Below are 12,945 nucleotides of genomic sequence, written 5' to 3' on the forward strand. Positions count from 1 at the left end.
CCAAGCTCAGCACTGAGGGCTCGCTCGATCAAAGCCTTCTTGAACGCCGCAGAGGCGTCCTCAATGGCTTCAGCGGTCATCGGTCCATCGGTGAATTGCTCGAGCAGCTCTTTCGGGATTTTCGGTAGTTCTCGCAACGCGGGTTTCTTTTTGGTTGGCATACATGCACCTCTTACTCATGTTATGCCCGAACACAAAATTTCTGACACCCCCGGCTGCGGTCGAAAACTTTTTCACCTCAAATGCAAAATGTCACACCACACTTAACTCGTGTCTTGCCCGCTACGACTGGCCCAGTACACAAAACTCATCGCCTGTCCTGGCACATCTATCCAGCGTATCAATACGCCGCATGTCGATTTTCTTCAGAACGTTGATCGAGGCTCAGTAGCTCGGCCTCACCACCGCAAATACCTGCGGAACATCCAATTCATCAAACCCAAAACTCAGCGCTGCTCGACCCAATTCAGTCGCATGCCCCAGCCCCCCACGCCGTCGGGCCAAAGCAATAACCCAGATTCAATCGCTCGACGTCAAGGTACATGTGCGCATCCAGCCCTCCGAAGATAATCACACACTCCGGAGCCTCACACGTAGCATTATCCCATTAGCCGTAGCCCTTATGTGCCCAGTGTCGCAGCCATTTTTCGAGTATCGTTTGCGCCTAGCGGACACTCTGCAAAGGGCCAGCCGGATTGAACTGATGGGTCGCCGGATCGCCGTAGATGGCGAACAGACTCTCCAGATCCTCATGTTGCGGAGGCCTGAGGATCATTGGGATACCCGCCGAGTGTACGAATCAAGGATCAACCTGCGCGTCAACTCCAGCACCGACTCCGGCACCTTCATATAACAGACCATCAGCCGAATCTGGTGGAATCGCATACGCACCCGCTCTAGTTTCTGCGGCAAAGGTGGCCAATGTGCGTAACCGCCGGGCTCCAGAAATAACAATGCCCTGCATTGTGCCGGGCATTGCGGATGCGGTTTGGAATGGTCATTCGGTGTAGCCCAATCGCACCGCGCTGCTCTGCCGGGTTTGGCCCCGCGTCGCCAGGCAGTAATACAACGGACAAGTCACCACCAGCCCCACCAGCCACGACAGGTCAGCACCTTCCACCAGATTGGCATACGGCCCGACATACAACGACGTATTGGCAAACGGCAGCTGCACAATAATCCCGATGAAATACGCAACGATCGCATGCAGATTAAAACGCCCATAAATCCCGCCATCCGCACGGAAGATCGAGGCAATGTCATAACTACCGCGCTTGATCAGATAGAAATCAATCAAGTTGATCGACGCCCAAGGCACCAGCACCAGCAACAACGCCAAAATCAACCCGATGAACTGCGAGATAAAATCCGCCGAAGCGCCCAATGCGACGAGGCAGCAACCCGCCAGCACGACACTCGACAACACCACGCGCACTTTGATGCTCGGCGTCCACTGACTGGCGAAGGTCTGAATCGAGGTGATGATCGACAGCACGGCGCCATACAGATTCAAGGCGTTGTGGCTGATGATGTTGAGCAGAAACAGCACCATCAAAATCGGTCCCAGCCAGCCGGTGGATTGCTTCACCGCAGCCATCGCTTCAGTGCCTTCCGGAGTGGCCAGTACCGCCACCGCGCCGAAGGTGAACGACAGAATAGTGCCCAGGGTCGCGCCCAGATACGTGGCGAAAAACGGACGGGCAATCCCGATATCCGCCGGCAGGTAACGCGAGTAGTCCGACACATAAGGCGAGAAGCTGATCTGCCAGATGATCCCCAACGACACCGTTGCCAGCCAACCCGACAAGTTGAAACCGCCGCGAGTGAAGAAGTCCGCTGGCAGGTCGTGGGCGAAGATGTAAAGGAAACCGGCAAGCAAGGCAGTGCCCATGACCCAGGTGCCGATGCGATTGAGGGTGTGAATGAAGCGGTAACCGATCACCCCGATCGCGGTAGCGCTGAGGGCGCCGATGAGGATGCTCGCCGGCACCGGAACCGAAGGCGCAATGCCGACAATCGACTTGCCAGCCAACACGATGTTGGAGATGAAAAAACCTATGTAGATGATCGCCGCAAAGAACACGATCAGCAGCGCACCATAACGGCCGAACTGCCCGCGGCTCTGTACCATCTGCGGAATCCCCATGCGCGGCCCCTGGGCCGACGCGAGGGCAATCACCAGGCCGCCGACCATATGCCCAAGCGCAATCGCCAGCAGCCCCCAGAACAGGTCGAGGTGGAACACTTGAACCACCATGGCGCCAGTCACGATGGGCAACGGCGCGATGTTGGTACTGAACCATAAAGTGAAAAGGTCGCGGGCCTTCCCGTGGCGTTCCGCGAGTGGGACGTAATCGACCGTGTGATTCTCGATCAGGGGGTCTTGCCGGGACATCTGGGACATGTGCATGAACTCTAGTTTGTCTGATCTTATAGTTGTACGAAGCCAAACCGGGGGAGCTCTTTGGCTGCCCCTCAGATGCGAGCCATATTATGGTATTCCAACTTTTAAACAAGACTGATCCGGTCTTTTAGCGCCCATCTGACCCGTAATCCCGATGCATGACCGCTAACGTCCTCTCGTTAAATTCCCCGTAATCATTGGGCTTTACGCCCAATATGTGCGTTTATCGGGCGAAAGAAAAAGCCCTTGCAAACTATGTATTACGGTATACCATCAGACCTACAAACTCATAAGAACCTGTTTCACCGCCAGAGGACCGTCCCATGATCGATGCCGCCATCTACAAACAAGTGATGGGTTCGTTTCCGTCCGGAGTGACTGTGATCACCACGCTGGATGACGACGGCCAAATCGTCGGTCTGACCGCCAGCGCCTTCAGCTCGCTGTCCATGGACCCGGCCCTGGTGCTGTTCTGCCCCAATTACAGCTCCGACTCCTATCCGGTTCTGATCAAGAACAAACGCTTTGCCATTCACGTCCTGTCCGGCGGCCAGCAGAGCGAAGCCTATGCCTTCGCACGCAAAGGCAAAGACAAGGCGCAAGGCATCGAATGGACCTTGAGCGAACTGGGCAACCCGATTCTGGCCAATGCTACGGCGGTGATCGAATGCGAGCTGTGGCGCGAATATGAAGGGGGCGACCACGCGATCATGGTCGGCGCGGTGAAGAACCTGATCGTGCCCCAGCACAACGCCGGGCCACTGGTGTATTGCCACGGCAAAATGGGCGCTCTGCCCGTGTTCGCCTGATTCGACAATACTCAGAGATAGCTTGGGTACATTGCGAATATCCAGACTCCAATAATCAGCCCGGTCGACTCTCGATCGACCGGCCAACAACAAAAGATCCGAGGTAAGCGTCATGAAGTTTTCCCTGTTCGTGCACATGGAACGTTGGGACGAAAGCGTCAGCCACCGTCAGCTGTTCGAAGACTTGACCGAACTGACCCTGATGGCCGAAGCCGGCGGTTTCAGCACCGTCTGGATCGGCGAACACCACGCCATGGAATACACCATCTCGCCGAGCCCGATGCCGCTGTTGGCCTACCTGGCCGCCAAAACCACCACCATTCACCTCGGCGCCGGCACCATCATTGCGCCGTTCTGGCACCCGTTGCGGGTCGCCGGCGAATGCGCACTGCTGGACGTGATCAGTAACGGTCGCATGGAAGTCGGTCTGGCCCGTGGCGCCTATCAAGTTGAATTCGATCGTATGGCCGGCGGCATGCCCGCCTCCTCCGGTGGCCAGGCGCTGCGCGAGATGGTTCCGGTGGTGCGCGCCCTGTGGCAAGGCGATTACGCTCACGATGGCGATATCTGGAAATTCCCGATGTCCACCAGCGTGCCGAAGCCGATCCAGAAGCCCAATCCGCCGATGTGGATCGCCGCCCGCGACCCGGACTCGCATAACTTCGCCGTGGCCAACGGCTGCAACGTCATGGTCACGCCGCTGATGAAGGGTGACGAAGAAGTCCTCGACCTGAAGAACAAATTCCAGGCGGCCCTGGACAACAACCCGGACGTACCACGTCCGCAACTGATGGTGCTGCGTCACACCCACGTTCACGCGGTCGATGACCCCGAAGGCTGGAAAGTCGGGGCCAAGGCGATCTCCAGGTTCTATCGCACCTTCGATGCCTGGTTCGGCAACAAGGAAGTGCCGGTCAACGGCTTCCTGGCACCGAGCCCGGAAGAAAAATTCGCTGCTCGTCCAGAATTCGAACTGGAGAGTCTGCACCGCACCGCCATGATCGGCACCCCGGAAGAAATCATCCCGCGCATCAAGTATTACCAGGAACTGGGGGTCGACGAGTTCAGCTTCTGGTGCGATAACAGCCTGCCCCACGCGGAGAAGAAAAAATCCCTGGAGCTGTTTATCAAACACGTGGTCCCGGCGTTCCGCTGAGTCCACCGCCCTGCCCCTCGGACGCGAAGCCGGGGGCTGACTGACGTGTAGGGTCGATTCCAATGATCAATGATCGCCGCCCATCACTCGCCCTTCCCTCCGGCGCCGAGCAGGCTTACCTGCGCGGCGAATGGACCGCTTCGCACCTGCATTTCAAGCGCCTGCGCGCCAGCGTTACTGCCAAGCAGAACGGCTTCTGGCAACTCGTTCACTGAGCCCACCCGAACTGGAATTCACGCACCCCACGTCTCGTCATCGCGAGGCGTGCCCGGTGCATTGTGCTTCGCCCATGATCAGGTTTGCTCAATGAACAATAAAAACGCGCTGTTGATCATCGACATGCAGCAGGAGGACGGTTTCGTCCTGGAACACTTCGAAACCGTGGTGGCCCACACCGCCGCCCTACTCGAAACCGCCCGCCGTCAACGGGTGCCTGTCATCTATACCCGCCACATCAATCAGGCCGACGGCAGTGATTTGCCGCGCGGCGAACCGCGAGCGGCCGACGGTGGCCCCAGCAGTTACCGTGCCGGCACCCGGCAGGTGGAAATCATCGAACGTCTGGCGCCGCAGCCTGATGAACTCATCGTCGACAAGGGTCGTTACAGTGCCTTCCACCGCACCGATCTGGATGCCCGGCTCAAGGCACTCGAAGTCGATACCCTGATCGTCTGCGGCGTGCTGACCGATGTCTGTGTGCTCAGCACGGTGTTCGATGCCTTCGCCCTGGGTTATCACATTCGGCTGGTCAGCGACGCCTGCACCACGACCACGCTAGCGGGACACTACTCGGCGCTGCTGATCATGGCCAACTGGGTCTACGCCCTGGAGATCCTGACCTGCGCCGAATGCCTGCGAGCGTTGGACAATCGCGAGTATCTAAGCCTGATCCCCGAGCACCCGGACCTGTTCGCCCACCAGCCCCATGAGCTGGAAAGCACCATCGCCCGTTTGCACACCCACCTCGCCCGGACTCAGGAGTGATCGCCATGCAAGTGGAAAAAAGAAGCATCGATTTCATCCCTGAGACCGAACGCCATGGCCAGCCCGGCTCGCTGTTCTTCATCTGGTTCGGCGCCAACATGAACATCACAACCATCGCGTCCGGTGTGTTGCCGGTGGTGATGGGGCTTAATCTGTTCTGGAGCGCATTGGCGATCATCATCGGCTCGCTACTGGGGGCGATTTTCATGGCCTCCCATTCTGCCCAGGGCCCAAAACTCGGCATCCCGCAAATGATCCAGAGCCGGGCGCAATTCGGCGTGCTGGGGGCGGTCTTGCCGCTGCTGTTCGTGATGCTGATCTACCTGGGGTTTTTCGTCAGCAACACCTTGCTCGCCGCCCAGGCATTGGAGTCCGTCAGCCCATTGCCGGCCACCGGCAATATCTACCTGATCGGGGCGTTGTGCTTTGTCGTCGCGCTCTATGGTTATCGCCTGATCCATCGCCTGCAGAAACTGCTGTCGCTGCTTTCGTTGTTGGTGTTCATCGCCGCGACGGTGCTCGCCTTGCAGCTGCCGATCCCGGCCGAACAATGGCTGCCGACGGGTTTCTCGTTGTCGAAGTTTCTGGTGGCGGTGAGCATTGCCGTGACCTGGCAACTGTCCTACGCGCCGTATGTAGCCGACTACTCGCGTTACCTGCCGAGCAGCACGCCAACCGCAAAAGTGTTCTGGTACAGCTACGCCGGCACGGTCAGCGGCGGTGCCTGGATGATGATTCTCGGGGCGATCCTCAGCGTCGGCATTAGCGACTTTTCCAGCAACGTCGGCAGCCATGTCGCCGGGCTGTTTGGTGGCGGCGCACTGCTGTTGTTCGCCTTCATCGTTTATGGCCAGGTGTCGATCAATGTGTTCAACCTGTACGGCGCCTTCATGTCGACCATTACCGTGATCGAACCCTTTGCCCGGCTCAAGGTGACGCCTCGGGTACGCGGCCTGTTCATACTGGTGATCAGCCTGGTGGCCACGGCCTTGTGCACCATCAGTCAGGACGACTTCATCAACTTCTTCCTCAACTTCATTTTCTTCATGAGCTATTTCCTGATTCCTTGGACCGCGATCAACCTGGTGGATTACTACTGCCTGCGCAAAGGGCAGTACCGGATCGCTGACATCTTCGACAAGGACGGGATCTACGGGCGTATCAACTGGATCGCCTGCGGCAGCTTCGTGCTGGCGATCGCCCTGGAAATCCCCTTCATGAACACCACGTTGTATGTCGGCCCGGTGGCCAACGCCCTGGACGGCGTAGACCTGGCCTGGATTGTCGGGTTGCTGGTGCCCGCCCTCAGCTATTACGGATTGATGAAACTGGGCAAGCTCGCCCAGGGAGTCGGCGAATTGTCCTGATACCCCCCTGAAAGCCCCAACGCCGGGTGCGACGCCCGGCGTTGTACCCTCGCGCAACGGTGTGTTCAGCTCGCTCGCCAATCCATACTGCGCTCGAAAATCGCGCCCTCGATACCCAGCACTTCCCGGGTGTCGGCATAAATCCCCACACCCTTTTCCCAAACATGCTTGATCGACTGATCGGCGCAGCGTATCCGGTAATTGAGTTCGAACGGTTCCTGCCGTGACAGGGCATATTGCACCTCGCGCCAGACGTAATCGGCATCTTGGGCCAGGATCAGGCTGTTGTAGGTGAACTCATGGTTGTCCACCAGCCGCTCCGGTGGATACCCGGTCAGTTGCAGGCAACCGGCACTGACGAATTCCATGGTCCAGTCGCGGTTGTTGCGGCCGCGATAGATCAGCCCCGGCATGCTGTCGAGCAGGCTCATGCTGCTGCGCTGGCTGGCCTGCAAGGCAATCTCGCGCCGCTTGTGCGCAGTGATGTCGCCGGCCACCAGATAGAAAGCCTGAAGCCCGCGCTTCAGGCTGACGTCGAACCAACGCAGTTCCCCCGAAGGGTGAACAAAACGCAGCCGCTGGTTGAAGGAGGTTTCGGGGTGCCGACGCAGTTCATGCAGGGCCTGACGCCACAACGAACGGTCTTCGTGGTGCACATAGTCGATGAGGTTGCGTTCCGTACCCGGCAGATCCATCAGCTCGACCCAGGCCAGATTGAAGTGGGCGATCTGACCGTTATCGCGCAGTTCGAGCAGCGCCGCAGGAAAGCGATCCATCAGGTGCAAGGGCAGTGTCTGCACAAATGCCTCTGGTCGTTCCATCATCTAATGACGCTCCTCGTGTCTCACCGACGCGCCGTTGTGCACCCACGCCGCGAGCTCCAGGCGCGAGTGCAGGCTGAGCTTCTGCAAGAGATTCCTCACATATATTTTGACCGTGCCATCGCTGATGCCCAGTTCACGGCCGATCTGTTTATTGCTCATGCCCGCAGCGATCAGGGCCAGGGTCTGCCCCTCGCGCTCGGTCAGGTTGCCGGTGTCGAGCGGATCCGCATCGTGCGCAGGCCGGGTCACCGACTCGCGCTGATCGGCCAGCAGCGCAATCAGGGTTGAATCCAGAACAATCGCGCCCTTGTGGCAATTGCGCATGTAAGCCAACAACGCATCAGGCTCGGTTTCCTTGAGCACATAACCACTGGCGCCCAGGCGCAGGGCGGTCAACAGCTCGGCGCGATCCATCGATGCGGTGAGCACCACCACCTGACAGTCGAGGCGCAACTGACGCAGTTCATCGAGCACCTGCAAACCGCTCAAGCCGGGCATGTGCAGATCCAGCAAGACCTGCTGCGGCGCCAGGCTCACCGCCAGGTTGATGCCTTCGCGGCCGCTGGCGGCCTGCCCCACCACTTCGAAGTCGTCGCTGGCACTGAACAGCTGTGCCAGGCCTTTGCGAAACAACGGGTGATCATCGATCAGTAGTAAGGTCGTGCAGTCCATCGAAACTCCCCTGTGGCAGGTCTTGGTGGCGGCGAAGGCCAAGGTGTACGCGAACCCCGTGCGGGCGGATCGCCTCAATGGTCAGTCGGGCGCCAATGCTCGCGGCGCGTTCGCGGATGATTGCCAGGCCGAAATGGTTTTCCTCCCCTGACGCCGGGCTCAGTCCGATGCCGTCATCCTCCACCGATACGCAGGCTTCACCGTCATGGTTTTGCCGCAACTCGATGCGCACATGCCTTGCATGGGAATGGCGTACCGCGTTGGCCAGTGCCTCGCGAACGATCTGCAGAATCTGCAATTCGGTTTCCGGGCTCAAAGCATCATCAGCCAGGCGATTGTCCAGTTCAAAAACGATGATGCAGCGCCGCGAGAACTCAGCGACAGAGTCGGCCAGAGCCTGACGCAGCGAGCGCCCGTCCATGGTCAGACGAGCGCTGGTAATCAGCTCCCGCACCTGACGCTGCAATTGACTCAAGCCGCCGCACAGTTCCTGCAACGCGGCGTTGGCGTGCGCAGGCTCGCCCAACTGCGACTGCAGCAAACGCGCCTGGAACGACAGATAACCCAACTGCTGAGCCACCGAGTCGTGCAACTCACGAGCCAGGGCGCCGTGCCGGGAGGTCGCCTGTTTGCGCTGTTGCTCACGGGTGTAGCAGCGCAAGCGCACGGTAACGCCGACCGCCTGCGCCGCCTCTTCCAGCAACTGGCGCCAGCTTGCGTGGACCGGTTGTGGGGTATCCAGCAACAACACCCCTTTGTTCGAATCATCACTTTGCGGCAAGGCACACACCAGGCGATGAACACCTCGTTGCCGACAAGGGCCACAGACCTGAGCCGCATCATCCAGTGTTGAGTCGCGCCAAGGGCAGCGTTCCACGTCCTGGCAGCCCTCGATCAATCCGCGCCGCGCCGGCCCCAAGTCTTCTCCGCCCAGGATCAGATTCAGTTTGCAGGTCGGCAACACTGCTTCGAAACGGTCCAGAAAACCTGACAAGGCACCGTCAGCGTGCACCTGACACAAGGGCAATCCGGTCAGCAGTTTGCGCACGCTGCGTGCCTGTTCGGGGCGGATACGCCCCAACCAGAGCGGCCACCACTGCGGTCGTGTTCGCACTATCGATAACTCCCCGTCCGGTTGCTCAGCCTTGAGCAAAGACCAGCAACTTCCATGCCCCGGACAGGCGTTGTTCAGGGCTTATCTCCAAAGGCATAGCCCTTTTTCCGGATTGAGAAGATTTTCCCCATAGGAAAGTATCTTCCCCAACAGGAAACAAATTCCCAGTTCAACGCCAGGAAAGCCCACATGACGGATAGACACAGCGCCGCCCCGGACCGACTTCACAGCCTCCCGTGCTATCGCCAACCGCTGCCTCGTGAAAGCGTCACCCGGCACATCGTGGTCATGCAATCGGCGGCCGTCGGCACGCCCTTTGTCGGGGAACTGGAACAGCCCTTGGTGCTGAATGGCGAGAGCGCCGACTTTTCCCGCCGCCTGCATCAGGTGCTGGTTAGCGCCACCGTCGGCAGCCATCTCTACATCATGGGCGACGAGGCCTTTATCTGGCGTATCCACGGCGAGGCCCGCAGCGCCGGACTGGAAGATGACGAGATCGACATCACCCGTACGATTGCCGGCCAGCGCCAGGTGTATTGCGTGCACTGCGGCCTGACTCAGGCCGCTGGGCCGGAGCCGCTGCTGAGCTGCATCGGTTGCGCAGTCGGACTGGAAGTCCGGGAGCACTTTTCCCGCCGCCTCGGGGCATACCTCGGCGTCTGCACCAACCCCGACGAGCCTTACGCCGGAGTCCGGTCATGAGCGCCGTCATCAAGGTGCGGGTCAGTGCGGCAAGGATGCTTACCCCAGTGGTGCGCGAGTTCACCCTGCAGACGTGCGCCGGGCCCCTGCCGGCTTTCTCCCCCGGCAGTCATGTGCAGGTTCATCTGCCGCTGGCCGAGGGCAAGGTGCGCAATGCCTATTCACTGACCGGCGACCCGGCGGACAGCCAGCATTACCGTATCGCCGTACGCTTGCAGGAAGCCTCCCGCGGCGGCTCGCACTACCTGCATCGGCAGGTCCAGATCGGCGACACGCTGCAGATTTCGCCACCGGCCAATCTGTTCGCCCTGCACTCGACCGCCAGCCTGCACATCCTGATCGCCGGAGGCATCGGCATCACGCCGTTCATGGCCTACATCGCGGCCCTGGAACAACGCCAGGCTCACTTCGAATTGCACTACCTCTGTCGTCCGGGCCTGAGCGATGCCTATGTCGAGGCGTTGCAACAGCGGCTGGGATCGCGCCTGCACATCTACGCCAGCCGCCCGGACCTGAGCCGGATCCTGCGTGATCGACCGCTGGGCAGCCACCTTTACACCTGCGGCCCGCAACCGTTGCTCGACGCGGTTCGGCAACAGGCCAAGGCACTCGGCTGGCCGTCCAGCCGTGTGCACTGGGAAGCGTTCAATGCCGCACAACCGGGCCGACCCTTCGAGCTGGAACTGCTGCGCAGCGGCCGGCGCCTGCGGGTCGGCCCCGATCAAAGCCTGCTCGAAGCCCTGGAGTCCGCTGGGCTGCAGATCCCCAACCTGTGCCGTGGCGGTGTCTGCGGCCAATGCATGACCCGCCACGTGGGCGGCGATATCGAACACCGCGACAGTTTCATGAGCCCCGCCGAGCAGGCCGACTTTCTCATGCCCTGTGTCTCCCGCGGCTGCGGCCCTACCGTTTCGCTGGATCTTTAGGAGTCGTCCATGACTATTCAACCAAGCCCCGTGCAGAGCTATCGAGACGATTTCAGCTTTCGCAACAGCCCAGCTGCCATCCGTCGTTTCCCCTTCCCCTTCCCCGAGGACAGCTACCTGTATTCGGTGAACATCGAACCGGCGACCTCCCGGGATCCCGGCTCGATCTACCAGCACGGGTTCGACATCGACGAACACTACCGCTCGGAAATGGCCGAACGCGCCTTGGTGCTGGACAAGGATCCGCGCCGCTACCTGGTGATGCCGCACATGCAAGTGGCGGCCTGGGATGCGCTGCAGATGCTCATGGAGCACCTGGCCGCCGACTATCCGCAGTGGTTCACCCTTGAGCGTGACGCTGAACACTGGCATTGGCGCAACACCCTACACCAATGACCCTCTCGCGGCGAAAAACAACACCACCGCCAACACCACCGTTATCCCTCACAACGGCGTCCTGTTGGCGCTCAAGGAAGATGCCCTGCCTTGGGCGATGGATCTCGAAACCCTGGAGACCCTCGGCGAATGGACCTTTGATGGGCAGATCAAAGCCGCGACGTTCACCGCCCACCCCAAGCTCGATCCGGTGACAGGCAACCTGCTGGCCTGTAGTTATGAGGCCAAAGGCGACGGCACGCCTGACCTGGCCTACTTCGAACTCTCGCCGGACGGAAAACTGCTGCACGAGATCTGGTTCCAGGCGCCTTATGCGGCGATGGTGCATGATTTCGCGGTGACCGAACGGTACGTGGTGTTCCCGTTGATTCCGTTGACGGTGGACGTCGAGCGCATGAAAAACGGCGGGCCGCATTTCCAGTGGCAACCCGATCTGCCTCAGCTGTTCGCGGTCGTGCCGCGTAACGGGTGTGCGCAAGATGTACGTTGGTTCAAGGGGCCCAAGGACGGCTTCCAGGGGCACACACTCAATGCGTTCGATGAGGACGGCAAGGTGTATGTCGACATGCCGGTCACCGGCGGCAACATCTTTTACTTCTTCCCCCAGGCCGACGGCTACGTACCACCGCCTGAAACCCTGGCCGCCAGCCTGATGCGCTGGACCTTCGACCTGAATGGCGCGCAGGAGGACGTTCAACCGCAGCCACTGACGGAATATCCCTGCGAGTTTCCACGGTGTGATGATCGCTACATCGGTCGAAAGTACCAGCATGGTTTTCTGCTCGCCTTTGATCCTGAGCGTCCTTACAACCCGGCGAATGGGCCGATACCCTTCCAGTTTTTTAACCTGCTGGCGCACCTGGACCTGCAGACAGGCCGCACCGACGCCTGGTTTCCCGGCGACAGCGGATGCTTCCAGGAGCCTATCTTCATACCGCGCTCGGCGGATGCAGAGGAAGCCGATGGCTACGTGGTTGCCCTGCTCAACCTCATTGCCGAAGGGCGCAGTGAACTGGTCGTGCTGGACACCCGTGACATGGCCAGCGGTCCCATTGCCCGGATCAGGATTCCCTTCCGGATGCGCATGTCGCTGCATGGCTGCTGGGCACCGAGCGATTGATTGGCATCGGGCTCTGATGCCCGTCAATTAAGCACAATCCCTGTGGGAGCAAGCTTGCTCGCGATGGCGGCGGTTCAGTTACATGAGTATTGAACTGGCTGGCCTCATCGCGAGCAAGCTCGCTCCCACAGGTTTAGAGCCTTTTGCGCCCCCCCCTCGCAGCCTCTGCCATCTGCGGTGGCGGCCTGCCTCCCCTCCCCTTGCTCCCCAGGTCCACACAAGGTACAGCAACGCAAAAAAACACATAATTTCCATATTTTAGGATTTTTGTATAAATCCTACTTTACAGGATTTTATAGCAAGACTAGATTAACCCTCATTGCACCCTCCCTTTCTCGTATGCGATCCATGAACCCCACATTTTAAAGGTGGGGTGTATAGCTATCTTGGTATTTGCGGTGTGCAGTTCCACGGCAGCAAGGCTTCGAAGTCTTCTGCTGCGGCGGCTTGCGGTAACCGTTCAAGTGCGTG

The 12,945-nt window shown here is 59.7% G+C and carries 12 protein-coding genes and 2 pseudogenes; 9 read left to right on the plus strand and 5 right to left on the minus strand.

Annotated elements, in window-relative coordinates:
• Together CKW15_RS27480 and CKW15_RS27490 are read right to left on the minus strand one after the other, a co-directional pair.
• Positions 1-161: pseudogene (locus CKW15_RS27480) on the minus strand (IS256 family transposase); the annotation flags it as partial.
• Between the two features lie 836 nt (positions 162-997).
• Complete coding sequence (locus CKW15_RS27490; RefSeq protein ID WP_095153057.1) at positions 998-2,404, minus strand: cytosine permease; 1,407 nt, start codon at positions 2,402-2,404, stop codon at positions 998-1,000.
• A gap of 323 nt (positions 2,405-2,727) precedes the next feature.
• On the opposite strand from CKW15_RS27490, the gene CKW15_RS27495 reads away from it, so the two are divergent.
• From CKW15_RS27495 to CKW15_RS27510, 5 genes are all read left to right on the plus strand, one after another.
• Positions 2,728-3,213, plus strand: coding sequence for a flavin reductase family protein (locus CKW15_RS27495; RefSeq protein WP_095153058.1), 486 nt, complete (start codon positions 2,728-2,730; stop codon positions 3,211-3,213).
• 112 nt (positions 3,214-3,325) lie between these two features.
• Positions 3,326-4,369, plus strand: coding sequence for an LLM class flavin-dependent oxidoreductase (locus tag CKW15_RS27500; RefSeq protein WP_095153059.1), 1,044 nt, complete (start codon positions 3,326-3,328; stop codon positions 4,367-4,369).
• A 62-nt stretch (positions 4,370-4,431) separates the two neighbouring features.
• Complete coding sequence (locus CKW15_RS28545; protein ID WP_177450606.1) at positions 4,432-4,584, plus strand: hypothetical protein; 153 nt, start codon at positions 4,432-4,434, stop codon at positions 4,582-4,584.
• Positions 4,585-4,675: 91 nt separating this feature from the next.
• On the plus strand, positions 4,676-5,353 hold the full coding sequence (locus tag CKW15_RS27505) for an isochorismatase family cysteine hydrolase (RefSeq protein ID WP_095153060.1): 678 nt from the start codon (positions 4,676-4,678) through the stop codon (positions 5,351-5,353).
• 5 nt (positions 5,354-5,358) lie between these two features.
• A complete protein-coding gene (locus CKW15_RS27510) occupies positions 5,359-6,720 on the plus strand; it encodes a cytosine permease (protein WP_095153061.1) in 1,362 nt (453 codons plus the stop codon).
• A 65-nt stretch (positions 6,721-6,785) separates the two neighbouring features.
• Here CKW15_RS27510 and CKW15_RS27515 read toward each other — a convergent pair whose 3' ends face one another.
• From CKW15_RS27515 to CKW15_RS27525, 3 genes are read right to left on the minus strand one after another with little or no spacing between them, the layout of a single operon-like run.
• Positions 6,786-7,544: a PAS domain-containing protein gene (locus CKW15_RS27515; protein WP_095153062.1), complete on the minus strand. Its 759-nt coding sequence runs from the start codon at positions 7,542-7,544 to the stop codon at positions 6,786-6,788.
• Positions 7,545-8,216 (minus strand): response regulator, encoded by a 672-nt coding sequence (locus tag CKW15_RS27520; RefSeq protein ID WP_095153063.1) that lies wholly within the window; start codon positions 8,214-8,216, stop codon positions 7,545-7,547.
• A complete protein-coding gene (locus CKW15_RS27525; RefSeq protein ID WP_371856326.1) occupies positions 8,185-9,330 on the minus strand; it encodes an ATP-binding protein in 1,146 nt (381 codons plus the stop codon). Before CKW15_RS27525 ends, CKW15_RS27520 begins: the two co-directional genes overlap by 32 nt.
• Positions 9,331-9,519: 189 nt before the next feature.
• Between CKW15_RS27525 and CKW15_RS27530 the strand changes: the two genes are divergently transcribed.
• The 4 genes and pseudogenes from CKW15_RS27530 (at position 9,520) to CKW15_RS27545 (ending at position 12,474) form a co-directional block, all read left to right on the plus strand.
• Positions 9,520-10,032, plus strand: coding sequence for a dimethylamine monooxygenase subunit DmmA family protein (locus tag CKW15_RS27530; RefSeq protein WP_095153065.1), 513 nt, complete (start codon positions 9,520-9,522; stop codon positions 10,030-10,032).
• Positions 10,029-10,958: a PDR/VanB family oxidoreductase gene (locus CKW15_RS27535; RefSeq protein WP_095153066.1), complete on the plus strand. Its 930-nt coding sequence runs from the start codon at positions 10,029-10,031 to the stop codon at positions 10,956-10,958. Before CKW15_RS27530 ends, CKW15_RS27535 begins: the two co-directional genes overlap by 4 nt.
• Positions 10,959-10,967: 9 nt before the next feature.
• Positions 10,968-11,345, plus strand: a pseudogene (locus CKW15_RS27540) (heme-dependent oxidative N-demethylase subunit alpha family protein); the annotation flags it as partial.
• Positions 11,305-12,474: a carotenoid oxygenase family protein gene (locus tag CKW15_RS27545; RefSeq protein WP_256583283.1), complete on the plus strand. Its 1,170-nt coding sequence runs from the start codon at positions 11,305-11,307 to the stop codon at positions 12,472-12,474. The pseudogene CKW15_RS27540 and the gene CKW15_RS27545, both read left to right, overlap by 41 nt.
• Positions 12,475-12,945: the final 471 nt, after the last annotated feature.

This window comes from Pseudomonas sp. Irchel s3b5 (assembly GCF_900187435.1).
Lineage (GTDB): Bacteria > Pseudomonadota > Gammaproteobacteria > Pseudomonadales > Pseudomonadaceae > Aquipseudomonas.

Excerpts from the sequence above, each read along its gene's own strand:
- CKW15_RS27490 (WP_095153057.1), bottom strand. The coding sequence starts at position 2,404 with ATGTCCCAGATGTCCCGGCAAGACCCCCTGATCGAGAATCACACGGTC.
- CKW15_RS27495 (WP_095153058.1), top strand. The coding sequence starts at position 2,728 with ATGATCGATGCCGCCATCTACAAACAAGTGATGGGTTCGTTTCCGTCC.
- CKW15_RS27500 (WP_095153059.1), top strand. The coding sequence starts at position 3,326 with ATGAAGTTTTCCCTGTTCGTGCACATGGAACGTTGGGACGAAAGCGTC.
- CKW15_RS28545 (WP_177450606.1), top strand. The coding sequence starts at position 4,432 with ATGATCAATGATCGCCGCCCATCACTCGCCCTTCCCTCCGGCGCCGAG.
- CKW15_RS27505 (WP_095153060.1), top strand. The coding sequence starts at position 4,676 with ATGAACAATAAAAACGCGCTGTTGATCATCGACATGCAGCAGGAGGAC.
- CKW15_RS27510 (WP_095153061.1), top strand. The coding sequence starts at position 5,359 with ATGCAAGTGGAAAAAAGAAGCATCGATTTCATCCCTGAGACCGAACGC.
- CKW15_RS27515 (WP_095153062.1), bottom strand. The coding sequence starts at position 7,544 with ATGATGGAACGACCAGAGGCATTTGTGCAGACACTGCCCTTGCACCTG.
- CKW15_RS27520 (WP_095153063.1), bottom strand. The coding sequence starts at position 8,216 with ATGGACTGCACGACCTTACTACTGATCGATGATCACCCGTTGTTTCGC.
- CKW15_RS27530 (WP_095153065.1), top strand. The coding sequence starts at position 9,520 with ATGACGGATAGACACAGCGCCGCCCCGGACCGACTTCACAGCCTCCCG.
- CKW15_RS27535 (WP_095153066.1), top strand. The coding sequence starts at position 10,029 with ATGAGCGCCGTCATCAAGGTGCGGGTCAGTGCGGCAAGGATGCTTACC.